This window comes from Heyndrickxia sp. FSL W8-0423, from assembly GCF_038009395.1.
Taxonomy (GTDB): domain Bacteria; phylum Bacillota; class Bacilli; order Bacillales; family Bacillaceae_C; genus Heyndrickxia; species Heyndrickxia sporothermodurans.
Genome location: NZ_JBBPBE010000001.1, coordinates 3757897 through 3784031 on the forward strand (window position 1 = coordinate 3757897; position 26135 = coordinate 3784031).

General features: G+C 40.1%; 15 protein-coding genes, 22 tRNA genes and 3 rRNA genes. 4 read left to right on the forward strand and 36 right to left on the reverse strand.

The features are described from left to right. Window positions 1–11 precede the first annotated feature (11 nt). The 28 genes from menH to MKY81_RS19360 all read right to left on the reverse strand — a co-directional run bounded on the left by menH (window position 12) and on the right by MKY81_RS19360 (window position 13037). On the reverse strand, window positions 12–821 hold the full coding sequence (gene menH / locus MKY81_RS19225; protein WP_181294590.1) for a 2-succinyl-6-hydroxy-2,4-cyclohexadiene-1-carboxylate synthase: 810 nt from the start codon (window positions 819–821) through the stop codon (window positions 12–14). Continuing rightward, window positions 818–2569 (reverse strand): 2-succinyl-5-enolpyruvyl-6-hydroxy-3-cyclohexene-1-carboxylic-acid synthase, encoded by a 1752-nt coding sequence (gene menD, locus MKY81_RS19230; RefSeq protein ID WP_108070245.1) that lies wholly within the window; start codon window positions 2567–2569, stop codon window positions 818–820. The genes menH and menD overlap by 4 nt, the downstream gene beginning before the upstream one ends. After that, complete coding sequence (locus MKY81_RS19235; RefSeq protein ID WP_244913432.1) at window positions 2566–3972, reverse strand: isochorismate synthase; 1407 nt, start codon at window positions 3970–3972, stop codon at window positions 2566–2568. Before MKY81_RS19235 ends, menD begins: the two co-directional genes overlap by 4 nt. Before the next feature lie 247 nt (window positions 3973–4219). Continuing rightward, a tRNA-Glu gene (locus tag MKY81_RS19240) sits at window positions 4220–4291 on the reverse strand. 3 nt (window positions 4292–4294) lie between these two features. Further along, window positions 4295–4385: transfer RNA gene (locus MKY81_RS19245), tRNA-Ser, on the reverse strand. 22 nt (window positions 4386–4407) lie between these two features. Continuing rightward, window positions 4408–4482 (reverse strand) — tRNA-Asn (locus MKY81_RS19250). A gap of 6 nt (window positions 4483–4488) precedes the next feature. After that, window positions 4489–4562 (reverse strand) — tRNA-Ile (locus MKY81_RS19255). A gap of 12 nt (window positions 4563–4574) precedes the next feature. Then, window positions 4575–4648 (reverse strand) — tRNA-Gly (locus MKY81_RS19260). 6 nt (window positions 4649–4654) lie between these two features. Next, window positions 4655–4730 (reverse strand) — tRNA-His (locus MKY81_RS19265). A gap of 35 nt (window positions 4731–4765) precedes the next feature. Continuing rightward, window positions 4766–4841 (reverse strand) — tRNA-Phe (locus tag MKY81_RS19270). Window positions 4842–5009: 168 nt separating this feature from the next. Then, window positions 5010–5086 (reverse strand) — tRNA-Asp (locus tag MKY81_RS19275). 35 nt (window positions 5087–5121) lie between these two features. After that, a tRNA-Met gene (locus MKY81_RS19280) sits at window positions 5122–5195 on the reverse strand. Window positions 5196–5214: 19 nt separating this feature from the next. Then, window positions 5215–5307 (reverse strand) — tRNA-Ser (locus MKY81_RS19285). A gap of 9 nt (window positions 5308–5316) precedes the next feature. Next, window positions 5317–5393 (reverse strand) — tRNA-Ile (locus MKY81_RS19290). Between the two features lie 4 nt (window positions 5394–5397). Next, window positions 5398–5474: transfer RNA gene (locus tag MKY81_RS19295), tRNA-Met, on the reverse strand. A gap of 23 nt (window positions 5475–5497) precedes the next feature. Beyond that, window positions 5498–5573: transfer RNA gene (locus MKY81_RS19300), tRNA-Ala, on the reverse strand. 24 nt (window positions 5574–5597) lie between these two features. Continuing rightward, a tRNA-Pro gene (locus MKY81_RS19305) sits at window positions 5598–5674 on the reverse strand. 107 nt (window positions 5675–5781) lie between these two features. Continuing rightward, window positions 5782–5858: transfer RNA gene (locus MKY81_RS19310), tRNA-Arg, on the reverse strand. Window positions 5859–5894: 36 nt separating this feature from the next. Continuing rightward, window positions 5895–5983 (reverse strand) — tRNA-Leu (locus MKY81_RS19315). Between the two features lie 10 nt (window positions 5984–5993). Continuing rightward, window positions 5994–6068 (reverse strand) — tRNA-Gly (locus MKY81_RS19320). A gap of 17 nt (window positions 6069–6085) precedes the next feature. Further along, a tRNA-Leu gene (locus MKY81_RS19325) sits at window positions 6086–6167 on the reverse strand. Between the two features lie 12 nt (window positions 6168–6179). Continuing rightward, window positions 6180–6255, reverse strand: a tRNA-Lys gene (locus MKY81_RS19330). Between the two features lie 15 nt (window positions 6256–6270). Further along, window positions 6271–6346, reverse strand: a tRNA-Thr gene (locus MKY81_RS19335). A gap of 177 nt (window positions 6347–6523) precedes the next feature. Beyond that, window positions 6524–6599 (reverse strand) — tRNA-Val (locus MKY81_RS19340). A 131-nt stretch (window positions 6600–6730) separates the two neighbouring features. Then, a 5S ribosomal RNA gene (gene rrf, locus MKY81_RS19345) occupies window positions 6731–6847 on the reverse strand. 73 nt (window positions 6848–6920) lie between these two features. After that, a 23S ribosomal RNA gene (locus tag MKY81_RS19350) occupies window positions 6921–9876 on the reverse strand. A gap of 188 nt (window positions 9877–10064) precedes the next feature. Further along, window positions 10065–11618, reverse strand: a 16S ribosomal RNA gene (locus MKY81_RS19355). Together the 16S, 23S and 5S rRNA genes with 21 tRNA genes alongside form the textbook arrangement of a ribosomal RNA operon. 504 nt (window positions 11619–12122) lie before the next feature. Next, entirely contained in the window at window positions 12123–13037 is a 915-nt protein-coding gene (locus tag MKY81_RS19360; protein ID WP_341118580.1) for a DMT family transporter, read from the reverse strand. A gap of 115 nt (window positions 13038–13152) precedes the next feature. Here MKY81_RS19360 and MKY81_RS19365 point away from each other — a divergent pair, with 115 nt between their 5' ends. Next, the gene (locus tag MKY81_RS19365) at window positions 13153–13842 is read left to right on the forward strand and encodes an MgtC/SapB family protein (RefSeq protein ID WP_108071717.1); all 690 of its coding nucleotides are present in this window, start codon (window positions 13153–13155) and stop codon (window positions 13840–13842) included. Window positions 13843–13907: 65 nt separating this feature from the next. Here the strand turns inward: MKY81_RS19365 and MKY81_RS19370 are convergent, their stop codons facing one another. Beyond that, a complete protein-coding gene (locus MKY81_RS19370) occupies window positions 13908–15083 on the reverse strand; it encodes an MFS transporter (RefSeq protein ID WP_445663940.1) in 1176 nt (391 codons plus the stop codon). A gap of 156 nt (window positions 15084–15239) precedes the next feature. Next, a tRNA-Ala gene (locus MKY81_RS19375) sits at window positions 15240–15312 on the reverse strand. Window positions 15313–15431: 119 nt separating this feature from the next. Here MKY81_RS19375 and MKY81_RS19380 point away from each other — a divergent pair. Beyond that, window positions 15432–16424, forward strand: coding sequence for a potassium channel family protein (locus MKY81_RS19380; protein ID WP_108071719.1), 993 nt, complete (start codon window positions 15432–15434; stop codon window positions 16422–16424). Window positions 16425–16430: 6 nt separating this feature from the next. On the opposite strand, the gene MKY81_RS19385 is transcribed toward MKY81_RS19380, so the two are convergent. Both MKY81_RS19385 and MKY81_RS19390 read right to left on the reverse strand, forming a co-directional pair. After that, window positions 16431–16835, reverse strand: a complete 405-nt coding sequence (locus MKY81_RS19385; RefSeq protein ID WP_066234251.1) for a YugN-like family protein — start codon at window positions 16833–16835, stop codon at window positions 16431–16433. Window positions 16836–16920: 85 nt separating this feature from the next. Beyond that, complete coding sequence (locus tag MKY81_RS19390) at window positions 16921–18270, reverse strand: glucose-6-phosphate isomerase (protein WP_108071721.1); 1350 nt, start codon at window positions 18268–18270, stop codon at window positions 16921–16923. A 156-nt stretch (window positions 18271–18426) separates the two neighbouring features. On the opposite strand from MKY81_RS19390, the gene MKY81_RS19395 reads away from it, so the two are divergent. Next, window positions 18427–18657, forward strand: a complete 231-nt coding sequence (locus tag MKY81_RS19395; protein WP_108071723.1) for a DUF378 domain-containing protein — start codon at window positions 18427–18429, stop codon at window positions 18655–18657. A gap of 99 nt (window positions 18658–18756) precedes the next feature. Here MKY81_RS19395 and MKY81_RS19400 read toward each other — a convergent pair whose 3' ends face one another. The 4 genes from MKY81_RS19400 to pruA all read right to left on the reverse strand — a co-directional run bounded on the left by MKY81_RS19400 (window position 18757) and on the right by pruA (window position 24620). Then, window positions 18757–20331, reverse strand: coding sequence for an IS1182 family transposase (locus MKY81_RS19400; protein ID WP_341116784.1), 1575 nt, complete (start codon window positions 20329–20331; stop codon window positions 18757–18759). Between the two features lie 176 nt (window positions 20332–20507). Then, on the reverse strand, window positions 20508–21749 hold the full coding sequence (locus MKY81_RS19405; RefSeq protein ID WP_066234260.1) for a Glu/Leu/Phe/Val family dehydrogenase: 1242 nt from the start codon (window positions 21747–21749) through the stop codon (window positions 20508–20510). A gap of 55 nt (window positions 21750–21804) precedes the next feature. Further along, on the reverse strand, window positions 21805–22998 hold the full coding sequence (locus tag MKY81_RS19410; RefSeq protein ID WP_066234263.1) for an ornithine--oxo-acid transaminase: 1194 nt from the start codon (window positions 22996–22998) through the stop codon (window positions 21805–21807). Between the two features lie 77 nt (window positions 22999–23075). Continuing rightward, window positions 23076–24620, reverse strand: a complete 1545-nt coding sequence (gene pruA / locus MKY81_RS19415) for an L-glutamate gamma-semialdehyde dehydrogenase (protein ID WP_066234266.1) — start codon at window positions 24618–24620, stop codon at window positions 23076–23078. Window positions 24621–24810: 190 nt separating this feature from the next. Here pruA and MKY81_RS19420 point away from each other — a divergent pair, with 190 nt between their 5' ends. Next, a complete protein-coding gene (locus tag MKY81_RS19420) occupies window positions 24811–26109 on the forward strand; it encodes a sigma 54-interacting transcriptional regulator (RefSeq protein ID WP_325949601.1) in 1299 nt (432 codons plus the stop codon). Window positions 26110–26135: the final 26 nt, after the last annotated feature.

Genomic DNA, 26135 nt, shown 5'->3' on the forward strand with positions numbered 1-26135 from the left:
TGTCGAGTCAATCATTTATTCGACAAAAACTCCTTTATTATTGTACCAAACTTTTGAGAATCTTCCACATGAATTGCATGTCCGATGTCTTCAATAATATAATGCATTGCCTGTGAAAGGTTATTTTCCATCTTTTTTCCGATCTCACAATACTTTTCATCTAAACTACCGGACAAAATAAGCACTGGTATTTCCAGTTCATGAAGCCTACCCCATAATGAAGGCATGCTCCCTGTTCCCATCCCTTTTAAACTATTAGCAAGTCCAATTGGATCATTTCGTAATCTTTGCTGTCTAACTTTTTCTTGCATTGAATAATCAAGTCTTTTTTGGGATTTAAACAGGGGAATATTTGTCCAATATTGAACAAATGATTCTACCCCTTCATTCACGATTTTATTAGCCAATTTTTCATCATTTTCACGCCGTAATTTTCTTCCCTCTTCAGTTTCTATACCCGGAGAGGCACTTTCTAAAATAAGCTTATTGACCATGTTAGGATATAAAATAGTAAATGTTAGAGCGAGTCTTCCACCCATTGAATAACCTAAAAGATTCGTCTTTTTTATTTTTAAATGAATGAGTATTTCCCTAATATCTTTAGCAACTTTTTCAATATGATATCGCTCATAATTTAGTGGAATCTCTGTCTTACCATGCCCAAGAATATCAATCAGTATTAATTGATATTCTTCCTCTAAATATGGATTAATCGCATCCCAACTAGACATATCACCGGTAAAACCATGGAACATGACGATTGGTTCACCTTTTCCAACAATATTCACATGATAATTTACATCATTTACTTCAATCATCATTCCATTTCACCATGAACATATTGGTCAATTTCCGCAGAAACTCGTTTCCACATTTTACGATGAATGTCTACATTCGCATTACGATTAGTAGGAACTTCTATCACATTTAAACCTTTCAATGTAATCGCTTCATTCATTGAATGATGAAATTCATCCCAATTACGCACTTTGCTGTATCTGCCATTATACATTTTTACAGCATATTCAAAATCAATATCTGTAGGCGTACCAAAAAGTGCTTCGAAATGCTTTGGTTCATTCGATTGTGGCAAGAAAGAAAAAATTCCTCCCCCATTATTATTAATGACGATAATCGTGATATTTAATTGATGCATTTTTGCCGCTAATAACCCATTTAAATCATGGAAAAAAGATAAATCGCCGATTAATAAAAATAACGGTTCTCCATATAAACTTGCTCCTAATGCACTTGAAACGACACCGTCAATACCATTCGCACCGCGATTCGCTAATACCCGTATATTTTGTTGGTTAAAATGGAAAAATGTATCCACATCACGAATTGGCATACTATTACCTACAAATAAATGGCTGTTTTGCGGCAATCGTTTTACTAGTTCTAAGACAAGCTTTCCTTCATCTAATTCAGTAATATCACTTATTTCGTTAATAATTGTATTTCGAGCAATCCGATTCAAATTTTGCCACATTTCCAACCAATTTGAATGCCTTTTTTCATCTAATTGTTTTAATAATCCCTCACAAAATAATGTTTCATCGCAATAGATCATTTGAGTAGCAGCATTGATCGGATCACGCCAGCTATTTCCTGCTTCAATTATATATTGTTCCGTTCCAGCTAGACGTTTCATAAATTTCGTTAAAGGCTTGGATACTGGCATGCCGCCAAATCGTATAATAACATCGGGATATAACATTTCATCCGAAACAATTTCTTTTAATATTGCATCATAACTATCAATGATATATTCCTCTGAGAATGACCCACTTCGAAGCTGTGAAAGTGGATCTGCAATAATTGGATAGCCTAATGCATCAGCTAATGCTAAAACCGCTGTTGAAAATTGTGGGTAATCAATGACCCCACATACAATAACGCCCTTTTCGATCCTTTGCAGTCGTTCGGAAATCTTTTTCATTTCCCCCGATTCAAGAAGAGTATCACCTTGCTTTACTGTAATTGCCGGTCGATTCTCCAATTCTTCAAAGGGAGAAGGGTCCAATCTTGGTAGTAATGGCTCTCGAATGGGGAAATTTAAATGTACCGGTCCTGCCGGTTGTTGTAAAGACGTACTAATTGCTCTTGTAGCTGTTGTTCTCGCATAATATGTCATCTCTTCTCCTATTTCAGGAAGTGCCATTTCAACAAACCATTTTACATGCTTTCCATATAAATGAATTTGATCGATTGCTTGTGGTGCCCCAATATCTCGTAATTCATGTGGGCGATCAGCTGTTAATACGATTAATGGAATTCTTGAAAGCTTTGCCTCTACGATTGCAGGATAATAGTTAGCAGCTGCAGTTCCGGAAGTACATAACAGTGCAACTGGCTTCCTCGTTTGTTTGGCAATCCCCAATGCAAAAAAAGCAGCTGAACGCTCATCAATATTTATATGATATTTTAGTGTAGGATGCTCAGCAATTAACAAAGCTAAAGGTGTTGAGCGTGAGCCGGGACTTATGACAACATCCCGAACACCTGAATTTGATAATTCCTGAATAAAACTAGCTAAATATGTTGTTAGTGTTTCTTGATGATTCATAATTTTTTTCCTCCTAATGCACGAAGCATCGGACGAAATTTAATTTTTGTTTCAAAATATTCATCCTCTGGGTTTGAGTCTGATACTACACCACACCCAGCATACAAAAATGCTTCATTCTCTTTAATTAATCCGGATCGAATAGCTACAGCGAACTCTCCATTTCCCCGGTAATCGACCCAACCAATCGGAGATGCATAGAATCCACGATCCATTTTTTCCTTTTCGCGAATGATTTGTAAAGCTTCAATAGTTGGAACTCCCCCCATAGCAGGTGTTGGATGAAGATCTTTTACTAATGGGAAAATAGAAATGTGATCATCCTTAATTATTCCGTTAACTGGTGTAAACAAATGCTGGATATCTCTCATTTTCATGACTGAAGGTAGTTCTGGAATGTCAACATTTAAGCAATATTTACGAATGACCTCTGCGATCATTGACACGACGAGCTGATGTTCATGGCGATTTTTTTCATCATTAAATAGTGCCTCAGCTAACGCCTCATCCTCACTTATCGAGTTCCCTCGCTTTATTGATCCGGCAAGGCATGCGGATACAATAGTGTTCCCATTCTTCTTAACCAATCTTTCAGGCGATGCACCTGTAAAACAGCTATTCTCGGTCTCTAACGCAAAAATATAGCTTTCATGTTGCTCTTCCCATAAATTCTCTAGTACCTTTTCAGCGGCTACTTTATCATTAAATTCAATATTCATTTTTCTCGCCATAACGACTTTATTTAATTTTTTTTCTTTTTTAAGAAGATCAACCACTTCTGCGACCGAGTCTATCCAAGCTTGTTGATTCAATTCATGTTCTTGTTTTATATTGATATTTTCTATACTCTTAGAAACTTTGCCTTCAAAAATTTCCCTTTTTAGTTTTAGATGATGATTTAGTTTATCTAAATTATCATTTGAATGGCATAATATATTAGTCGTAAGAAAAACCTCTTGTTTATTTATAATAAGCATTAGTTTTGGCAAATGAAATAATGCATTGTAAAACGGAGTCCACTCCGACTCTTTCATACTTAATGGATCGAATGAGAAACCGCCAAATATAACTGGACCGGTTCCTTGAACATCAAAAGGATTATATACATGAGCATCATGTATGAATTGATTCCATTCTCGTTCAATATACTCAAATCGACCTTCTCCCACTTCCGTTTGAAAGGTATGTGCACTGCCTAAACCGACTATAATCATCTCATCATTTGGAACCTTCCAGAAAAATCGTTCTACTTGAAATATCGCTTTTGCAGATGAATAAAATGATAGGGGGTCAATATTATTTAATTGTTCAGTATAACTAAATAATAGTGTTTTGTTCTTGTTTTTAGCTTTTGTTAAAGCAATCTTGTATTCATCTACTATGTCCATCTGTTCCATTTTCATCAAAATTATCTCCCCTAAAAACAACCGTGCAAATGACGAATCTTTTTTAATTTTTATGTCCAATCTTTAAGATACACCTCTAATAGAATAGAGTCAATGAACACATCTTATCTTCCCCATTTTATACGTTAAATATTAAATATAGAATTGGTGACCTATATCTTTTGATTAGGAAATTTTTTAAAAAGAAAAAGGAGTTTAAAAGAAATATCTTTTAAACTCCTAACTTATAAAATCGAATATATTATGACCCGTACGGGATTCGAACCCGTGTTACCGCCGTGAAAGGGCGGTGTCTTAACCGCTTGACCAACGGGCCTACTGGCGGAGAAGGAGGGATTTGAACCCTCGCGCCGGTTACCCGACCTACACCCTTAGCAGGGGCGCCTCTTCAGCCACTTGAGTACTTCTCCAATATTTCTTTTAAAAATAAAATGGCTCCGCAGGTAGGATTCGAACCTACGACCGATCGGTTAACAGCCGATAGCTCTACCACTGAGCTACTGCGGAATAAAATGGGCCTAAATGGACTCGAACCATCGACCTCACGCTTATCAGGCGTGCGCTCTAACCAGCTGAGCTATAGGCCCATAAAAAAAATATGGAGCGGGTGATGGGAATCGAACCCACGACAACAGCTTGGAAGGCTGTAGTTTTACCACTAAACTACACCCGCAATATATGGGGCGGCTAGTGGGAATCGAACCCACGCATGTCGGAACCACAATCCGATGCGTTAACCACTTCGCCATAGCCGCCATATTTGTTAAATACGTTTCTTAGTTACTTTAAATGGTGGCTCGGGACGGAATCGAACCGCCGACACATGGATTTTCAGTCCATTGCTCTACCGACTGAGCTACCGAGCCATTTTTAATTTATTTTCCTTATCTAGCATGAAGTTCGCCATCGTCCCAATCTCGGGAAGTTATACAAGATGCAGCTCGATTGGTACGCTGAAGCGTCGCTTTGTAGCTTATTCGATCGTGCTCTACCGACTGAGCTACCGAGCCAATTATGTAATGTATGTTGTAAAATGGCGGTCCGGACGGGACTCGAACCCGCGACCTCCTGCGTGACAGGCAGGCATTCTAACCAGCTGAACTACCGGACCATTTTTTTAATCAAGTATAAATTTTACTTAAATGATTGCGGAGGCAGGATTTGAACCTGCGACCTTCGGGTTATGAGCCCGACGAGCTACCAGACTGCTCCACCCCGCGGCAATATTATACGTTTATATGGCGGAGGAAGAGGGATTCGAACCCCCGCGCGGTGTAACCCGCCTGTCGGTTTTCAAGACCGATCCCTTCAGCCAGACTTGGGTATTCCTCCGAAATTCTATGGTGGACCTTGTAGGACTCGAACCTACGACCGGACGGTTATGAGCCGTCTGCTCTAACCAGCTGAGCTAAAGGTCCTATATGGTAGCGGCGGAGGGGATCGAACCCACGACCTCACGGGTATGAACCGTACGCTCTAGCCAGCTGAGCTACGCCGCCATATAGTTATATTTAATATTTTTTGGTGGAGCCTAGCGGGATCGAACCGCTGACCTCCTGCGTGCAAAGCAGGCGCTCTCCCAGCTGAGCTAAGGCCCCATAATACTATTTGTATATTTTGAATGGTCGGGAAGACAGGATTCGAACCTGCGACCCCATGGTCCCAAACCATGTGCTCTACCAAGCTGAGCTACTTCCCGATTTAGATGTTAGAGATTGGATGATCGAGGTTAGAGTATCTCTAGTGTTGCTTCGAAGATAAAACTTACATTCTAACTTCTAATTTCCAACTTCTCACTTCTAGTAATGGCGCGCCCGAGAGGAGTCGAACCCCTAACCTTTTGATCCGTAGTCAAACGCTCTATCCAATTGAGCTACGGGCGCATATTAAGAAAATTATTTTGCTTTGCAAAAAAATTATGGTGCCGAGGACCGGAATCGAACCGGTACGGTAGTCACCTACCGCAGGATTTTAAGTCCTGTGCGTCTGCCAGTTCCGCCACCCCGGCAAGGGTTGTCTGGAGCGGAAGACGGGATTCGAACCCGCGACCCCCACCTTGGCAAGGTGGTGTTCTACCACTGAACTACTTCCGCGACTTAATTACTTATAATGCGGGTGAAGGGAGTCGAACCCCCACGCCTTGCGGCGCCAGATCCTAAGTCTGGTGCGTCTGCCAATTCCGCCACACCCGCGTATAATTTAAATGGTGAGCCATGAAGGACTCGAACCTTCGACCCTCTGATTAAAAGTCAGATGCTCTACCGACTGAGCTAATGGCTCGATATCTTCGAAAGATGGTGCCGGCCAGAGGACTTGAACCCCCAACCTACTGATTACAAGTCAGTTGCTCTACCAATTGAGCTAGGCCGGCTTATTATGATCGTATTCCTTTAATTTAATTTAAATTTGAACTGTCGTCCAGCTTTCAGAATGCTGATTCAAGTAGCAGCTCAAGCTGTACGCTGAAGCATTTCAATGAAGCTTATTCGGTCGTGCTCTACCAATTGAACTAGGCCGGCATACGATTATCTTTTAAATTAAATAAATATGGTGGAGGATGACGGGATCGAACCGCCGACCCCCTGCTTGTAAGGCAGGTGCTCTCCCAGCTGAGCTAATCCTCCATTATTGTCTAGCTTCAGACGCTATCGGCTTGCATCGCTTCAGGCTGCTGTGGAAGTTTTGAAAAACAATCTTCCTCGTCAGCCCTCCAGCGAGTTTCGCCGATGAGCAAGCGTCTTCCGCTTTTCTATTTGCCTGGCAACGTCCTACTCTTGCAGGGGGAGAGCCCCCAACTACCATCGGCGCTGAGAAGCTTAACTTCCGTGTTCGGGATGGGAACGGGTGTGACCTTCTCGCCATAGTTACCAGACTATTTATTTAAGGGTTTGTTCCCTCAAAACTAGATAGATGAGAAACACTTCATAATAACCTTGAATCTATTGTTGGTTAAGTCTTCGACCGATTAGTATTCGTCAGCTCCATGTGTCGCCACACTTCCACCTCGAACCTATCAACCTGATCATCTTTCAGGGGTCTTATTTAGATAAACTAAGGGAAATCTCATCTTGAGGGGGGCTTCATGCTTAGATGCTTTCAGCACTTATCCCTTCCGCACATAGCTACCCAGCGATGCCTTTGGCAAGACAACTGGTACACCAGCGGTGCGTCCATCCCGGTCCTCTCGTACTAAGGACAGCTCCTCTCAAATTTCCTACGCCCACGACGGATAGGGACCGAACTGTCTCACGACGTTCTGAACCCAGCTCGCGTACCGCTTTAATGGGCGAACAGCCCAACCCTTGGGACCGACTACAGCCCCAGGATGCGATGAGCCGACATCGAGGTGCCAAACCTCCCCGTCGATGTGGACTCTTGGGGGAGATAAGCCTGTTATCCCCGGGGTAGCTTTTATCCGTTGAGCGATGGCCCTTCCATGCGGAACCACCGGATCACTAAGCCCGACTTTCGTCCCTGCTCGACTTGTAGGTCTCGCAGTCAAGCTCCCTTGTGCCTTTACACTCTGCGAATGATTTCCAACCATTCTGAGGGAACCTTTGGGCGCCTCCGTTACCTTTTAGGAGGCGACCGCCCCAGTCAAACTGCCTGCCTGACACTGTCTCCCACCCCGATTCAGGGGTGCGGGTTAGAATTTCAATACAGCCAGGGTAGTATCCCACCGACGCCTCCACCGAAGCTGGCGCTCCGGCTTCAAAGGCTCCTACCTATCCTGTACAAGCTGTACCAAAATTCAATATCAGGCTGCAGTAAAGCTCCACGGGGTCTTTCCGTCCTGTCGCGGGTAACCTGCATCTTCACAGGTACTATAATTTCACCGAGTCTCTCGTTGAGACAGTGCCCAGATCGTTGCGCCTTTCGTGCGGGTCAGAACTTACCTGACAAGGAATTTCGCTACCTTAGGACCGTTATAGTTACGGCCGCCGTTTACTGGGGCTTCAATTCAAAGCTTCGTGATGCCACTAACCTCTCCTCTTAACCTTCCAGCACCGGGCAGGCGTCAGCCCCTATACTTCGCCTTACGGCTTCGCAGAGACCTGTGTTTTTGCTAAACAGTCGCCTGGGCCTATTCACTGCGGCTCTCTCGGGCTTGCACCCTAACAGAGCACCCCTTCTCCCGAAGTTACGGGGTCATTTTGCCGAGTTCCTTAACGAGAGTTCTCTCGCTCACCTTAGGATTCTCTCCTCGCCTACCTGTGTCGGTTTGCGGTACGGGCACCTTTCACCTCACTAGAGGATTTTCTAGGCAGTGTGGAATCAGGAACTTCGGTACTATATTTCCCTCGCCATCACAGCTCAAGGTACATGGTGACGGGATTTGCCTCGTCACCCCTCTAACTGCTTGGACGCGCTATTCCAGCAGCGCGCTTACCCTATCCTCCTGCGTCCCCCCATCGTTCAAACGGTGAAGAGGTGGTACAGGAATATCAACCTGTTGTCCATCGCCTACGCCTTTCGGCCTCGGCTTAGGTCCCGACTAACCCTGAGCGGACGAGCCTTCCTCAGGAAACCTTAGGCATTCGGTGGAAGGGATTCTCACCCTTCTTTCGCTACTCATACCGGCATTCTCACTTCTAAGCGCTCCACCAGTCCTTACGGTCTAGCTTCTCAGCCCTTAGAACGCTCTCCTACCACGGACACCAACGGTGTCCATCCACAGCTTCGGTGATACGTTTAGCCCCGGTACATTTTCGGCGCAGAGTCACTCGACCAGTGAGCTATTACGCACTCTTTAAATGGTGGCTGCTTCTAAGCCAACATCCTGGTTGTCTAAGCAACTCCACATCCTTTTCCACTTAACGTATACTTTGGGACCTTAGCTGGTGGTCTGGGCTGTTTCCCTTTTGACTACGGATCTTATCACTCGCAGTCTGACTCCTAAGGATAAGTCATTGGCATTCGGAGTTTGTCTGAATTCGGTAACCCGATGAGGGCCCCTAGTCCAAACAGTGCTCTACCTCCAAGACTCTTACCTTAAGGCTAGCCCTAAAGCTATTTCGGAGAGAACCAGCTATCTCCAAGTTCGATTGGAATTTCTCCGCTACCCACACCTCATCCCCGCACTTTTCAACGTGCGTGGGTTCGGGCCTCCAGTAAGTGTTACCTTACCTTCACCCTGGACATGGGTAGATCACCTGGTTTCGGGTCTACGACCTCAAACTCATTCGCCCTATTAAGACTCGCTTTCGCTGCGGCTCCGCCTCTTCAGCTTAACCTTGCTTGAAATCGTAACTCGCCGGTTCATTCTACAAAAGGCACGCTATCACTCGGCGTCTTTCCGAAGGAAATACGCACAGAGCTCTAACTACTTGTAGGCACACGGTTTCAGGTTCTCTTTCACTCCCCTCCCGGGGTGCTTTTCACCTTTCCCTCACGGTACTGGTTCACTATCGGTCACTAGGGAGTATTTAGCCTTGGGAGATGGTCCTCCCTGCTTCCGACGGGATTTCACGTGTCCCGCCGTACTCAGGATCCACTCTGGAGGGAACGAAGTTTCAACTACAGGGTTGTTACCTTCTTTGACGGGCCTTTCCAGACCTCTTCATTTACTCCGTTCCTTTGTAACTCCGTATAGAGTGTCCTACAACCCCAAGAGGCAAGCCTCTTGGTTTGGGCTTCTTCCGTTTCGCTCGCCGCTACTCAGGAAATCGCGTTTGCTTTCTCTTCCTCCGGGTACTTAGATGTTTCAGTTCCCCGGGTCTGCCTTCCTTACTCTATGTATTCAAGTAAGGATACTACCCCATTACGGGCAGTGGGTTCCCCCATTCGGAAATCTCCGGATCAAAGCTTGCTTACAGCTCCCCGAAGCATATCGGTGTTAGTCCCGTCCTTCATCGGCTCCTAGTGCCAAGGCATTCACCGTGCGCCCTTACTAACTTAACCTAAAAAGGTTGTTTATTACTTACTTAATGGATTCATCCATAAAGTGGCGATTCTCGGTTATTACTTGGTTATTTCTCATATTATCTAGTTTTCAAAGAACAAGTTTGAAAGGAATTAACCTCTCAAAACTGAACAAAACGAGAACGTCTTCGTTGTAACCACGATAGTGGTTTTCCTTATATCCTTAGAAAGGAGGTGATCCAGCCGCACCTTCCGATACGGCTACCTTGTTACGACTTCACCCCAATCATCTGTCCCACCTTCGGCGGCTGGCTCCAAAAGGTTACCTCACCGACTTCGGGTGTTACAAACTCTCGTGGTGTGACGGGCGGTGTGTACAAGGCCCGGGAACGTATTCACCGCGGCATGCTGATCCGCGATTACTAGCGATTCCGGCTTCATGTAGGCGAGTTGCAGCCTACAATCCGAACTGAGAATGGTTTTATGGGATTGGCGTAACCTCGCGGTCTAGCAACCCTTTGTACCATCCATTGTAGCACGTGTGTAGCCCAGGTCATAAGGGGCATGATGATTTGACGTCATCCCCACCTTCCTCCGGTTTGTCACCGGCAGTCACCTTAGAGTGCCCAACTGAATGCTGGCAACTAAGGTCAAGGGTTGCGCTCGTTGCGGGACTTAACCCAACATCTCACGACACGAGCTGACGACAACCATGCACCACCTGTCACTCTTGTCCCCGAAGGGAAATCCCTATCTCTAGGGAGGGCAAGAGGATGTCAAGACCTGGTAAGGTTCTTCGCGTTGCTTCGAATTAAACCACATGCTCCACCGCTTGTGCGGGCCCCCGTCAATTCCTTTGAGTTTCAGCCTTGCGGCCGTACTCCCCAGGCGGAGTGCTTAATGCGTTAGCTGCAGCACTAAAGGGCGGAAACCCTCTAACACTTAGCACTCATCGTTTACGGCGTGGACTACCAGGGTATCTAATCCTGTTCGCTCCCCACGCTTTCGCGCCTCAGCGTCAGTTACAGACCAAAGAGCCGCCTTCGCCACTGGTGTTCCTCCACATCTCTACGCATTTCACCGCTACACGTGGAATTCCGCTCTTCTCTTCTGCACTCAAGTCTCCCAGTTTCCAATGACCCTCCACGGTTGAGCCGTGGGCTTTCACATCAGACTTAAGAAACCGCCTGCGCGCGCTTTACGCCCAATAATTCCGGACAACGCTTGCCACCTACGTATTACCGCGGCTGCTGGCACGTAGTTAGCCGTGGCTTTCTGGTTAGGTACCGTCAAGGTACCGCCCTATTCGAACGATACTTGTTCTTCCCTAACAACAGAGTTTTACGATCCGAAAACCTTCATCACTCACGCGGCGTTGCTCCGTCAGACTTTCGTCCATTGCGGAAGATTCCCTACTGCTGCCTCCCGTAGGAGTCTGGGCCGTGTCTCAGTCCCAGTGTGGCCGATCACCCTCTCAAGTCGGCTACGCATCGTCGCCTTGGTGAGCCGTTACCTCACCAACTAGCTAATGCGCCGCGGGTCCATCTGTAAGTGGTAGCTAGTGCCACCTTTCAATTCTCCTTCATGCGAAGGAAAAAGTTATCCGGTATTAGCCCCGGTTTCCCGGAGTTATCCCAGTCTTACAGGCAGGTTACCCACGTGTTACTCACCCGTCCGCCGCTAATCTGAGAAGGAGCAAGCTCCTATCAGATTCGCTCGACTTGCATGTATTAGGCACGCCGCCAGCGTTCGTCCTGAGCCAGGATCAAACTCTCCAAAAAGATGTTTGAAATAGCTCTAGTTAAAAATAAATTAATTGACGTTTCGTTTTGTTCAGTTTTCAAAGATCAATTTTTCGCTTTTTGAGGCGACTTTTTAATGTTATCACCTTTCCGATTGCCAGTCAACACTTTTTTAAACAAAATGTTTATTTAAGTGTTATTAATATAACAATTTCTGTATCGGACGTTTAATAATATATCATGGATATTTTCGCGTTGCAATACTTTTTTTTAAAATCTTTTAAACCCTATTATCATACTTAGGACAATCATTAAATATATATTATCAAAGTTAATATTATTTGGGAAGGAGTAATGAGTAATTATTATCGCATTAGTACTATCATTTTCGATGGCAGTTTACTTATTTATTTACACACTTATTTTTGAAATAAAGATTGAAAATATAAGCTTTCAACATTATACTACTTTAATTTTCACCTTAATTATGGCGTTTGTCTTTTCAGGATTGACCTATCTATTTATTTAAATCCTGAAAGATTTTTATTGTACTTGATATGTATTTGTATCAATTGATTTGGACTTAGCTTTTTTCTCATCAATAATGAAAAGGGTTATACTAAGAAGGATAATCAATCCACCGATAATTTGTGTCCAGATAATATTTTCCTTTAAAATAAAATAAGCCAAAATTGAAGCACCAATTGGTTCGAATAAAATTGCCATTGAAATAACCGATGTGCTTAACCATTTAATCGTCCAATTGAAAAGTGTGTGCCCTAATAATGTTGGAAGAATAGCTAAAAGTAAAAAGTAAATCCAGTCCATATTATCCGTGGGGATCAATGCTTCACCTCTTACTAATATATAGATTAAAAGAATTAGTGAACTAATAGTATAAACGATAAATGTGTATGACATTAGGGACATGCGTTTTCTAACATTTTGGCCAAACAATAAGTAGGCAGTAACTAACATGCATGCTAAAAAAGCTAATAAATCTCCAAACAATGCCATTCCACTAATCGAGAAATCTCCCCAACTAATAACAACGCTCCCTATAATCGCAAAAACACCACAGATTATTGCTTTTAGCGTAAAGGACTCTTTAAAAAATAAAAAGGTTCCAGCAAAAGCAAATAAAGGTTGTAGTGTGACCAAAACAGTAGAACTAGCAACGGAAGTATAATTTAAAGATTCGAACCAGAGGATAAAATGAAATGCTAAACAGGCGCCAGATATGCCCGAAAAAAGCCAGTCCTTTTTCGATATTTTCATTAATTCATTAACATTCTTCGATAAAAAAAACGGGAACATAATAATAACTGAGAAAAATAGACGATAGAATGCAATTGCTCCTGCACCTGATGTACAAAGTTTCACTAGTATAGCTGAAGTTGAAACGGTAAGTACCCCTACAACAAGGGCGAAGTATGGATTAACTTTTGGATTATTCATATAACTCTCCTTATGCCGTATGAAAATTATGATAAAATATATACACTTATTCTATAATCTTTTCACCCTATTTTCTATCATCGTTTCAACAGTTAAGCGTCGAAAGGGGATTACAATGGAGTTATTAGACGTTAATATATTATTTAAACTATGTATATCAGCGGTACTAGGATTAATAATCGGATTAGAAAGAGAGTTAAAACGAAAACCATTAGGATTGAAAACGAGTCTCGTTATCTCTATAATTAGCTGCCTATTAACAATCGTATCCATTCAATCAGCATACCTTTTTCCACACTCAAATGGAGTTCCTATACAAATGGACCCTTTAAGACTAGCAGCACAAATTGTTTCAGGCATTGGTTTTCTTGGAGCTGGTGTTATTTTAAAAAAAGGAAATGATAATATTACAGGTTTAACAACCGCGGCTATGATATGGGGAGCTGGAGGTATTGGGATCGCAGTAGGTGCCGGCTTTTACTTTGAAGCAGCTGCCGGTGTTATTTTACTTATGATTAGTGTTGAAATTATTCCATCTATCTTATCAAAAATCGGACCTAAACAACTTAGAAAAAAAGATATCCAATTACGAATTACAGTTAAGGATAAAATGAGTATAGATAAAGTAATCGCCCAAATTGAGGATAACAAAATAACAATTGAGGGTGTTCGTATTAAAGACCTTCAAAACGATAGCTTTTTAGTCGTATTAAAAGCAGTCACAAGTTATAGAAGACCAACAACTGAAATCTTCCACCTCGTATCGAACTTGAATGAAGTTGTAGGAACTGAAATTGAAAGTTAGTTACTAAAGCGGAAGCGTCTTGCTTAGCTTTTTAAAAAAGGGGCTGAACGATGTCAGTTCCCCTTCTATGCATTTATCCTAGAGCTTGAACTTTTTTCTTTGCGCAGGATGACTATATATAAAATGATTGAAATGATTACAGAAATAGCAGCTGTTTTGTAAATACTTCCGTATCCAAATAAATGTCCAATTTGTCCGAACGCCATTGCGCCCACACCAACACCTAAGTCAAAAAATGAAAAGAAAGTTGCGTTCGCCATTCCCTTCCTATTTTTAGGTGCCTTCTCAATGGACCACGCCTGCAATGCCGGTTGAACCGATCCAAAACCAAATCCATAAAGAAAAGCTGCAACAAATAGAATTGAGCTATTTGGTAACCACGCTAATAAAACCATCGCCACAATGATTAACAAGGCTCCTGGGATGAATACTGCTTGATGTCCTCTTTTATCATATAATTTCCCTGCAAAAGTTCTTGTCAACATCAATGCCAATGCATAAATAAGGAAATACCATTGAATACCCGCAATCCCCTTTTGTTCGGTATACAACGGTAAGAAGGACGCAATTCCCCCAAACGTAACGGTGATAAAAAATAATAGTAAGGATGGGGAGAGGGCTGTTTTTTCATAAAAGTCCCATTTAACTGTTACCGAAGCCGACTCAGATTTCTCTACCTTTTTGTATCGAATTTTAGAAGATAATAATAATGCCGCAATTCCTAATCCCGCACAAATAAAAAACAATTGCTTAAAGGTAAGTACTCCTGCTAATGCGAGGCCAAGTGATGGTCCAAAGGCCAATGCTAGGTTACCCGATAAACCGTAGTATCCCATACCTTCTCCACGTCTTGTAGCTGGAATTAAATCTGTTGCTATCGTTCCTGATGCAGTCGTTGAAAATCCCCATCCAACCCCTTGAATAATTCGTAGAGCAAATAAAAACATAATACTCATAGCGAATCCAAATGAGCCGACTGATAGTACAAAAATTGTCAAACCAAATAAGTAGACAAAACGTCTGCCTTTTGATTCTAGTGCATGGCCTGCAAATGGTCGAAGAAGTAGTGCTGAAAAGGTAAATATCCCCACTACTAAACCAATTAGTTGATCATTTCCACCTAAATGTTCGACAAACAACGGGATTGTCGGTAATGTCATTTGGAAACCAAGAAAAATAAAAAAATTGGCTAAGCAAATTAATATAAAGTCCCTTGTCCAAATTTTTTCAGTACTTTTCATTAACTGAAGGCCTTCTGTATTCGAATTCAGTTTAATATCCCCCTTCATTTTTAATCTCATCATTAATTGTACAAAAAAACATTTCGGTTTGCTAATTAATTTTTTAAAATGATGAACATAAAAAAACACTAACCATTCCGGATAGTGTTTTTAATATGGAGCATAGGGGGCTCGAACCCCTGACCTTTTGGCTGCCAGCCAAACGCTCTCCCAGCTGAGCTAATGCCCCCTTTTCTATTCTTTTATTATATTCAATTTTATAAAAACTGCAAGAGAATTTTATCCTAATGAGTTATAGTTTTGTAACCATATGGAGATAATGGATGAGTGTTTAAAGGAGCTGATAGAATGTTTCAGCAATTCTATTACCGATTTCTTCGTTGGCCGGTTATTTTGAGGGTATTATTATTAGCTATCTCAGTTATTATCTTTTTCGGAGCGGCTATCCATTTTATCGAACCGAAATCGTTTCCCTCCATTTTCGTTGGTATTTGGTGGGCAGTGATTACAACGGCAACAGTTGGGTATGGAGATGTCTATCCTGTAACGATTAAAGGAAGACTTCTAGGAATCCTTCTTGTGTTTGTCGGGGCGGGCTTAGTATCCGCATATTTCGCATCACTTGCTGCATCAACAATCAGATTACAAAATTCTCATATAAAAGGAAAAACGATGTTTAACGGAAAAAATCATATCATTATCATCGGATGGAATGGGCGATCTAAAAGTGTAATTCAACAATTATTACAAACGCATAATCAACATCCTATCGTTTTAATCGATGATACACTTGACCAAAATCCATATCTAAACCGCCAAGTTCACTTTATCAGAGGAAAACCATATATTGATGAAGTTTTGAAAAAAGCAAATATTGCCTACGCGGAATTTGTGCTAATTACTTCTGATCAACATAAAACAGAAATACATGCTGATATGGGGACAATTTTGACATTACTTGCTGTTAAAGGTATTAATCCAGATGTGTATTGTACAGTTGAAATTTTAACGATCGAAAACTTCATGAACGCGAAACGAGGAGGCGCAAATGAAGTTGTTCAAACGAATATGCAGACATCATACGTAATGATGAATAGTATCCTCTCTCACGGAATGTCAGAAACTATTCTCTCAATGATGGATCATTTAAATGACAATCATTTAACATTTATTCCTATCAAACCAGAATGGGTTGGTTTAACATTTCAAGCATTAAGTAATCTTTTACAAGAGGATCGAAAATTACTCATTGGATTAAAAACAGGAGAGGATACGATGATTAATCCTCCCCTCAACCGTAAAATTACGAACGATGATGAGCTCCTTGTTATTTCTAAATAATCGAACCTAAGAAAATAGAATATGTTCTAATTCACGGACTAATTCTTTTCCATAGTCGATATATTTTTTAGGGATATTCCCATCTTCATCTTTCGGCTCAGCAAATTGATCAAAGGCTGCCGCGGCGTAACCTACACCCGCATCGTCGTCAACGTCATTTTGATAAACATGATTCAAAATAAATGGGATCCCGAGTTGAACGACTACACCTCTAGTATCAAGCTGACCATCGACTGGAGTGAATGGAACTCTTAAAAATTGATAGCCATCATCATTCGCCATTTTCATATCAAAATAGCCTTGATCATAGTCCCAACCACCACCAATTGAATAACCTTTTGGTTTTAATAGTTGCTCAAGCTTATACAGCTGAAATTGCTTTCCTTCAATTTTTGAGGGAATTTTATACATGGATGATCGCACTCCTTTTTTTCTTAGTTTCTCTCATAGAGTACAATCATATTCTTTAATAAAAAAATCCCCAATTGGGGATTTTTTATTTTAATCTATTTTCTAATTCAGCCTTTTTAGCTTCGTATCCTGGTTTTCCTAGAAGCGCAAACATATTTACTTTATACGCCTCAACCCCAGGTTGATCGAATGGATTTACACCGAGAAGATATCCGCTTATTGCACAAGCTTTTTCAAAGAAATAGACTAAATATCCGAATGTGTAGGCATTCATTTCTGGAATTTCTACGACTAAATTAGGGACATTTCCGTCTGTATGTGCTAAAAGAGTTCCTTCAAATGCTTTATTATTGACGAAATCAACGGTTTTTCCTGCAAGATAATTAAGGCCGTCTAAATCATGTTCTTCTTCTTCAATCACTAACTCATGTCTAGCTTTAGCCACTTTAATGACTGTTTCAAATAAGTCACGACGGCCTTCTTGAATGTATTGACCTAATGAATGCAAATCGGTAGAAAAATTAGCAGAGGAAGGAAAAATTCCTTTTTGGTCCTTCCCTTCACTTTCTCCAAATAATTGCTTCCACCATTCGGAAAAATATTGTAATCCTGGTTCATAATTAATCAACATTTCAATCGTTTTCCCTTTATTATAAAGAACATTACGAACAGCCGCATATTGATAAGCAATATTTTCTTTTATATTTTCATTATTGAAATCACTTCTTGCTTGTGCTGCCCCATCCATCATCTCTTGAATATTCACACCACTAACGGCAATTGGAAGCAAGCCAACAGCGGTTAATACGGAGTACCGTCCACCGACATCATCAGGAATAACAAATGTTTCATAACCTTCCTCATTAGCCAATGTTTTTAATGCACCTTTTGCTTTATCTGTCGTTGCAAAGATCCGATGTTTCGCACCTTCCTCACCGTATTTCTTCTTCAATAGCTTACTAAAAATACGGAATGCAATTGCAGGTTCTGTAGTTGTACCTGATTTTGATATGACATTAATTGAAAAATCTTTTCCTTCTAAAAGATCAATTACATCAGTCATATATGATGAACTAATATTGTTTCCTACAAATAGTATTTGCGGAGTTTTTCGTTTGTCTTTTGATTGCGTATTATAAAAACTATGATTTAACATTTCAATGGCCGCACGTGCCCCTAAATATGAACCGCCAATTCCTATAACTAATAGGACATCCGAATCATTTTTAATTTTTTCCGAAGCATTTAATATCCGTTGAAATTCTTCTTTATCATATTCTACAGGAAGATCTATCCAACCTAAAAAGTCATTTCCTGCACCAGTTTTATTATGTAAAGATTGGTGGGCAGCCTTTACCGCCGGTTCTAAATTTGTTAGTTCATGCTCACCAAAAAAGGATAACGCTTTTGAATAATCAAATTGAATATGTGTCATAGAGATTCCTCCAATAAAAGATTTTCAACTACTTTATTCACTTTATCGAATGCCCTTCATTTTTTCAAGAAACTAAGCTTATACTCAAGGTTAATGATGACCAAATGAATAAATTTTATGTATATGATTCAAACTAAGCTCGAAAGGAGGAATTAGATGGGTGCCATTCAACGAATTGCATTAGTATTGACAATTATCGGAGCGATCAATTGGGGTCTCATCGGATTTTTTCATTTTAATTTAGTTGCTTCTATTTTTGGTAATACAACGATATTAACTCGTATTATTTATGGGCTAGTAGGAATTGCCGGGTTGATTAATTTAGGTATATTATTTAAACCGAATGAAGAGTTTGAACGCTCTCCGGAAGCGAGAACTAATAGGTAATAAAAAGAGGCTGGGACATAACTAGCTTCAATTAGTGAAAAAGGTGAATTTGAGTGTACTCAAATTCACCTTTTTCTTTTTTTGCGTGTAATTCTTCTATTATCTTAGTTGTTGGGCAGTGTATTTTCTTAAATTCACTGCCATTAATGCAAAGCCCATTTCATTTTCTACCTTTGATTTTCCTCGTACGGAAAATCGTGTGAAACGCAAATTAGCCTTCAAGAATCCAAAAACTGGTTCCACATCGATTTTGCGTTTTCGATAGATGGCACTCGTTTTCTCTTCTGAAAGCTTCGCTCTTACATATTCTTTTTGTTGTTCCCATTTTTCATTCACCATTCGTTTTCGATTGTTGCCTTCTTTTGCTTTGGTACAGGAGGGGCGGAACGGGCAGCCCAAACAGTCTTCGCACTCATAGATTTTAAACTTCCGTTGGAATCCTGTACGATCAGTACGGACAGAATAATCGTGAAATGTAAGATGTTTCTGGTTTGGACATGTATAGGTATCTGTTTCTTCATCGTACGGCCAGTTGTCTGGATTGAATAGGTTTTGTTTGTAGGTTTTCTTTTTTTCCTTCATATACAGCGTATAAGGAATAAGTGCTTCACGTTTTCTGTTCAAAAGGATATCATTATAATTTTCTTCACTACCATAACTTGCATCTGTGACGATGTGTTCCGGTAACTCGAAATAATCCTGCTCAATCTCATCTAGAAAGGGAATTAACGTACGTGTGTCTGTTGGGTTTGAGAATAATCCATAGGCAAGCGCATATTGACCTTCCGTTGCGATTTGTGTATTATAACCAGCCTTCAATTGTCCATTTTTCATATAATCATCTTTCATTCGCATAAATGTCGCATCTGGATCTGTTTTAGAATAGCTATTACGTGTACCAAAGATTTCAAGGTCTCGTTGGTATTTCTGTTTTCGTACGATAAAATCAATCAACTGTTTACGCACTTTTTTCGGATATTTGCGTTCATTTCTTAAAGCTTTTCGTTCTGGAACATCCGATGATGCTTCAATTTGTTTATCATACTCGTTTACGACATCATCCACTTTTTGAACCAATTGAGCGAGCTCTTCCAATGATAACTGTTCATCGCTTTCACGTTCGATTTCAGGTATGATTTCATTCTCAAGAAGCTCATCATATAGCTGGTTTGACTTTTCAATTAAACTTTGATGATACTTCTCAATCGACTTCTTCCAGACAAACGTAAATTTATTTGCATTCGCTTCAATCTTTGTACCATCGATAAAAATTGCTTCTTGATCGATCAGTTTTTCTTCAATTAATTGGCAACGGAATTGGACGAAACATTGGCGAATTAAATTTTTCACTTCTGGTTGAACACGGAATCGGTTGATTGTTCGGTAGCTTGGTTCATGCCCTTGAGCTAGCCACATCATACGGATACTGTCTTTTAATAGGGCTTCAATTTTTCGCCCTGAAAAAACAGATTGCGTGTAGGCACATAAGATAATTTTAAGCATCATGCGTGGATGGTAGGCAGGACAGCCATCATTTCTCTGAAATGGTTCGAACGCTTCATGAGGGATACTTTCAACTAAATGATGAACATGGAAGGCAATATCATTTTTTTGTAACTTTACTTCTAAATCTAAAGGCAAAACTAATTGATTCATGGTATAATTTTTAAACATAAGGATCCTTCTTTCTGATTTTATTTGGTGTGGTAACTTAATTTTATCAGAAGTGGTCCTTATTTTATTGTAAAAAAACCAAAAGCCGGTGAAAATTTACTTGTCGTAAATTTCCACCGGCTTTTTCATCTCAGAGGTGGGTTATGTCCCAGCCCCTTTTTTCATTCAATTATCGATTATATCCAACCTCTAAACTTGGACGCTTCAGCAGCGTTTCTTAATCCAACCATATACGCTGCTAAACGCATATTAAGTTTACGTGTCTCTGCAGTTGTATATACATTATTAAAGGCATCTACAAGTTTTTTTCGTAACTTTTCATTTACTTCATCTTCTGTCCAGTAATACCCTTGGTTATTTTGTACCCATTCAAAGTAAGAAACCGTTACACCACCAGAGCTCGCAAGAACATCCGGCACTAGTAGAATTCCTCTTTCTGTTAGGATTTTTGTAGCTTCTGCTGTTGTAGGTCCATTGGCTGCCTCAACAACGATGGATGCTCTAATATTACTAGCATTTTCCGAAGTAATTTGATTTGAAATTGCAGCCGGAACTAAAATATCACAATCAAGTTCTAAAAGTTCTTTATTCGTTATCGTATTTTCAAATAATGTCGTTACCGTCCCAAAACTATCACGACGATCAAGTAAATAATCGATATCTAAACCATTAGGATCGTGCAGGGCACCGTATGCATCGGAAATTCCGATGACCTTTGCACCTTCATCATGGAGAAACTTCGCTAGAAAGCTACCTGCATTTCCGAAGCCTTGAATGACAACACGCGCGCCCTTTAAATCAAATCCTTTTTTCTTAGCTGCCTCTTCAATGCAGATGGTCACACCTTGTGCTGTTGCTTTATCCCGGCCTTCAGACCCGCCAAGTACAATCGGTTTCCCTGTAATAAAACCTGGAGAATCATTTTCACGCAAACTACTATACTCATCCATCATCCATGCCATAATTTGTGAGTTCGTATACACATCCGGAGCAGGAATATCTTTTGTCGGGCCGACGATTTGACTGATCGCACGAACATATCCACGGCTTAATCGTTCAATTTCTCCCATTGACATTGTTCGTGGATCGCAAACAATTCCGCCTTTTCCTCCGCCATACGGAAGATCAACAATTCCACATTTAATTGTCATCCACATCGATAATGCCTTTACTTCATCCTCATTTACTTCAGGGTGAAAGCGAACTCCCCCTTTTGTAGGTCCAACAGCATCATTATGTTGAGAACGATACCCTGTAAAGACTTTAATCGTTCCGTCATCCATTCTAATTGGCATTCGGACAGTCAAAATTCGTAATGGTTCTTTTAACAGTTCATACATCTCATTATTAAATCCCAATTTCGAAAGGGCTTCCTGAATAACATCCTGAGTAGATGTAAATAAATTTAGATTTTCCATCGAATTCTCCTCTTTACTATATGATCGTGTGAAAGACTGTAACTTCCAAGAAATATTAAGAGAGAACTTTTTTTATACGTCCAATGGCCCAATCAAGTTCTTCTTTTGTAATGACAAGTGGCGGCGCAAAACGAATGACATTCTCATGTGTTTCTTTACATAGGAGTCCCTCTAATTTTAATGCCTCACAATATTTTCTTGCAGGCTCTCCTAAAACAACACCAATAAATAATCCTTTACCGCGCACTTCTTTAATAATTGGGTTCTGAATTTCTTTTAATTGCCCCATAAAATATTCTCCAAGCTCTAGAGACTTTTCACTTAATTTTTCTTCAACAAGCACATTTAGAGCTGCAATGGAAACAGCACAGGCCATCGGATTTCCTCCGAAGGTAGAACCGTGAGAACCTGGGTTAAAAACGCCTAAAATATCTTTATTAGCAACGACACAGGAAATTGGGAAAACACCACCGCCAAGAGCCTTTCCGAGAATATAAACATCAGGGTCGACATCTTCCCAATCACATGCAAACATTTTTCCGGAACGCGCTAAGCCTGATTGAATTTCATCTGCAATAAATAATACATTATTTTCTTTACATAATTGGTAAGCAGCTTTTAAGAAACCTTCCGGTGGAATAACAATTCCCGCCTCTCCTTGAATTGGCTCAATAATAAACGCTGCTGTATTTGGTGTTATGGCCGCTTTTAAAGCTTCTAAGTCACCATATGGGACAAGTTTAATACCTGGTAGCATTGGACCAAATCCCCGTTTATACTCTTCCTCGGAAGATAGGGATACGGCGGTCATTGTTCTCCCGTGAAAATTACCTTCACATCCGATAATTTCAGCTTGGTTCTCTGCTACACCTTTTACATCATATGCCCATCGTCTTGCCGCTTTAATGGCGGTTTCAACTGCCTCAGCACCTGTGTTCATCGGTAATGCCATTTCCTTATTCGTTAACTTACATACTTTTTCAAACCATGGACCAAGTTGGTCATTATGAAAAGCACGTGAAGTTAAAGTCACACGATCTGCTTGTTGTTTAAGCGCTTCAATTATTTTCGGATGACGATGGCCTTGATTCACAGCAGAGTAAGCACTTAACATATCCATGTATTTATTACCCTCTGGATCCTTTACCCAAACGCCTTCAGCTTCAGATATAACAACTGGCAGTGGATGATAGTTATGAGCTCCATAGTTTTCCGTTTGCTCGATAATTGCCTCCGACTTTGTTACCATAAAAAATTTCCCCCTATCTTAAAATAGAGCCTTCTCAAAAAAGAAGGCCCTTATAAAAATGAAATTCAAAACTTCACTTACAACATTTCAGAAGTTGTTTTTCCTTGCATATGAAGTGCCAAGTAATCAGGACCACCAGCTTTTGAGTCAGTTCCTGACATATTAAATCCACCAAATGGTTGGTAGCCAACGATGGCACCTGTGCAGCCACGATTGAAGTATAGGTTACCTACATGAAAATCTTCACGTGCTTGTTCCATATGTTCTCTATTCGTTGTGATAACAGCACCTGTTAAGCCATACTCTGTGTTATTTGCAATGTCTATAGCGTGTGAAAAATCTTTCGCTTTACAAAATGCAACAACAGGTCCAAAAATTTCCTCTTTCATTAAACGTGCATTTTCATCAACATCGGCAAAAATGGTTGGTTGTACAAAATAACCTTTCGAAGCATCGCCTTCTCCACCAGTCATCAATTTACCTTCTGATTTACCGATTTCAATATAGCTCATAATTTTATCATATGCAGCTTGGTCGACAACGGGTCCCATATAATTACCGCGATCAACCGGATTTCCAACAGTTAATTCTTTTGTTAACTCTACTGCGCGATTTAGAACTTTATCATATACATCCTCAACAATAACTGCACGAGAGCATGCTGAACATTTTTGTCCTGAGAAGCCAAATGAAGATGCAACGATCGATTGCGCTGCTAATTCAAGATCTGCCTCTGCATCAACAACAATCGTATCTTTTCCGCCCATTTCAGCGATCACACGTTTCAACCAAATTTGACCCTCGTTTAATTTAGATGCACGTTCATAAATGCGTAGACCTACATCACGTGATCCAGTAAAGCTGATGAAACGAGTTTTTGGATGATCAACTAAATAATCTCCCACTTCGGAGCCGCTACCTGGTACATAGTTTAATACCCCTTTAGGTAGTCCCGCTTCTTCAAGAACTTCAACAAATTTTGCTGCAATAATAGGTGTTGCAGATGCAGGTTTTAATAGTACAGTATTACCAGTTACAAGTGCCGCAACTGTTGTACCAGCCATAATTGCAAAGGCAAAGTTCCATGGAGAAATAACAACACCTACTCCTAGAGGAATATAGCCAAAACGATTAAACTCACCGGGACGGCTTTCAACAGGAAGGCCATCCTTTAATTTCAACATTTGGCGACCATAATATTCCATGAAGTCAATACCTTCAGCAGTATCAGCATCTGCTTCATTCCATGGTTTACCCGCTTCTTTTACTAATAAAGCGGAAAATTCATGCTTACGACGACGTACGATTGCAGCTGCTTTAAATAAAATATCCGCGCGTACTTCCGGTTTTACTTTTTTCCACGTTTGAAATGTTTCATATGCTGTTGTCATTGCTTTTTCAGCTAATTCTTTATTTGCTTTGGACACGCGTCCAATTACTTCACTTTTATCTGCAGGGTTAATAGAGACAATTTTATCTTCAGTAGTTATTCTTTCGCCACCAATTACAAGTGGGTAATCTTGTCCTAAATAGCTTTCTACTAATTTCAAGCCTTCTTGAAAAGCTTGTTGATTTTCCGGTTTACTGAAATCTGTGAATGGTTCATGTTTATAAGGAATCATTAATCTTTCTTCCTCCTCCAAAAGCTTTTAGTATAATTTTTTACAGTATCATAACTTTCATTTCTGACACTAATAGTGCAAAAATTATTTGCACTAGAAAACCCTTACATATATAATAATGCAAAAAGATATTGCATTTTTCAAGTATTTTTTATTTATTCTTTTGAATTTTTTGAGGGGTTGGCATATTATGCAACTTAAAAATGAAATGACTATTTATAAAACAGTTCTTGACCTCATCGATGTAGGGGTCCATGTCATTGATGAGAATGGAAGAACGATTTTGTACAATAAAAAAATGATTGAAATTGAAGGAACAGATATTGAAGATGTATTAGATAAAAATATTTTAGATGTATTTCGGTTTTATCAAGGGGAAGATAGTACTTTATTAAAGGTTTTGCATACGAAAGAGCCTATTCTTAACGTTCAACAAATGTACTTTAATAATAAAGGGCAAGAAATAAAAACAGTGAACAATACTTATCCGATTTTTGATCAAAATAAGGTAGTTGGCGCAGTGGAAATCGTCCGCGACGTAACCAAATTGGAAAGAATGATGAAAAAAAATACGCAAAGAGAAACACTTTCTACACATACCTTTGATAATATATCCGACCGATCCTTTTTCCCGAAAAAGGTGATCGATACCGGAAAACAAGCAGCAAAGAATTCCTCTACAGTATTAATCATTGGCGAATCAGGTACAGGCAAACATATCCTTTCAGAATGTATTCATCATGAGAATTACCAGGCAGAAAAACGTTTAATCATTCAAAATTGTGCCTCATTGCCTGTCTCAATGATTGAGCAAGTACTAATCGATTCAATGAATCTTTTAGAAAATGAAAAAGGGGGCACATTAGTAATTGAGGATATTTATTATCTTCCACCAGCTAGCCAGTTGCATTTTCTTAACATGATTTCTACTGAACGAACGTATAAAATTATTTGTACACTAGGGAAGGATCCTATAGATTTAATAGGAAGTGGAAAATTAAATAAAACATTATATTATCATTTGAGTGAACTCACAATATTTATTCCACCATTAAGAGAACGAATAAATACACTTCCTTCGATTATTAAATTCTTTTTAAAAAAATATAATGAACGTTATCATCTGAATGTAAAAAAAATATCGAACGATTGTCTCGAAAGCTTTTCTGATTATGATTGGCCGGGTAATATAAAGGAATTAGAACATGTCATTAAAAATTCAATGAAGATACTTGATAATGAGGAATTGCTGCAGTTTCATCATTTGCCAACTAATTTTAGGCACCGAATTTCACACGATCATCAATTGCTAATTCAAAAGAATCCAATTAAACCGTTTGATGAATACATCCAAGAAGCGGAAAAATATTATATCCAAAAAGGACTGCAATACCATCAATATAACATTACAAAAACGGCTCAGGCACTTCAAATGAGTCGTCAAAATCTGCAATATCGCATTCGGAAATATGGAATTGAAAAACCATAAATAAAAAATCCGCTCCAACCTAGAGC

What these genes read in the sequence shown, in the direction of transcription:
- menH (WP_181294590.1), bottom strand. Translation starts at nt 821, where the DNA reads ATGATGATTGAAGTAAATGATGTAAATTATCATGTGAATATTGTTGGA.
- menD (WP_108070245.1), bottom strand. Translation starts at nt 2,569, where the DNA reads ATGAATCATCAAGAAACACTAACAACATATTTAGCTAGTTTTATTCAG.
- MKY81_RS19235 (WP_244913432.1), bottom strand. Translation starts at nt 3,972, where the DNA reads ATGAAAATGGAACAGATGGACATAGTAGATGAATACAAGATTGCTTTA.
- MKY81_RS19360 (WP_341118580.1), bottom strand. Translation starts at nt 13,037, where the DNA reads ATGAATAATCCAAAAGTTAATCCATACTTCGCCCTTGTTGTAGGGGTA.
- MKY81_RS19365 (WP_108071717.1), top strand. Translation starts at nt 13,153, where the DNA reads ATGGAGTTATTAGACGTTAATATATTATTTAAACTATGTATATCAGCG.
- MKY81_RS19370 (WP_445663940.1), bottom strand. Translation starts at nt 15,083, where the DNA reads ATGAAAAGTACTGAAAAAATTTGGACAAGGGACTTTATATTAATTTGC.
- MKY81_RS19380 (WP_108071719.1), top strand. Translation starts at nt 15,432, where the DNA reads ATGTTTCAGCAATTCTATTACCGATTTCTTCGTTGGCCGGTTATTTTG.
- MKY81_RS19385 (WP_066234251.1), bottom strand. Translation starts at nt 16,835, where the DNA reads ATGTATAAAATTCCCTCAAAAATTGAAGGAAAGCAATTTCAGCTGTAT.
- MKY81_RS19390 (WP_108071721.1), bottom strand. Translation starts at nt 18,270, where the DNA reads ATGACACATATTCAATTTGATTATTCAAAAGCGTTATCCTTTTTTGGT.
- MKY81_RS19395 (WP_108071723.1), top strand. Translation starts at nt 18,427, where the DNA reads ATGGGTGCCATTCAACGAATTGCATTAGTATTGACAATTATCGGAGCG.
- MKY81_RS19400 (WP_341116784.1), bottom strand. Translation starts at nt 20,331, where the DNA reads ATGTTTAAAAATTATACCATGAATCAATTAGTTTTGCCTTTAGATTTA.
- MKY81_RS19405 (WP_066234260.1), bottom strand. Translation starts at nt 21,749, where the DNA reads ATGGAAAATCTAAATTTATTTACATCTACTCAGGATGTTATTCAGGAA.
- MKY81_RS19410 (WP_066234263.1), bottom strand. Translation starts at nt 22,998, where the DNA reads ATGGTAACAAAGTCGGAGGCAATTATCGAGCAAACGGAAAACTATGGA.
- pruA (WP_066234266.1), bottom strand. Translation starts at nt 24,620, where the DNA reads ATGATTCCTTATAAACATGAACCATTCACAGATTTCAGTAAACCGGAA.
- MKY81_RS19420 (WP_325949601.1), top strand. Translation starts at nt 24,811, where the DNA reads ATGCAACTTAAAAATGAAATGACTATTTATAAAACAGTTCTTGACCTC.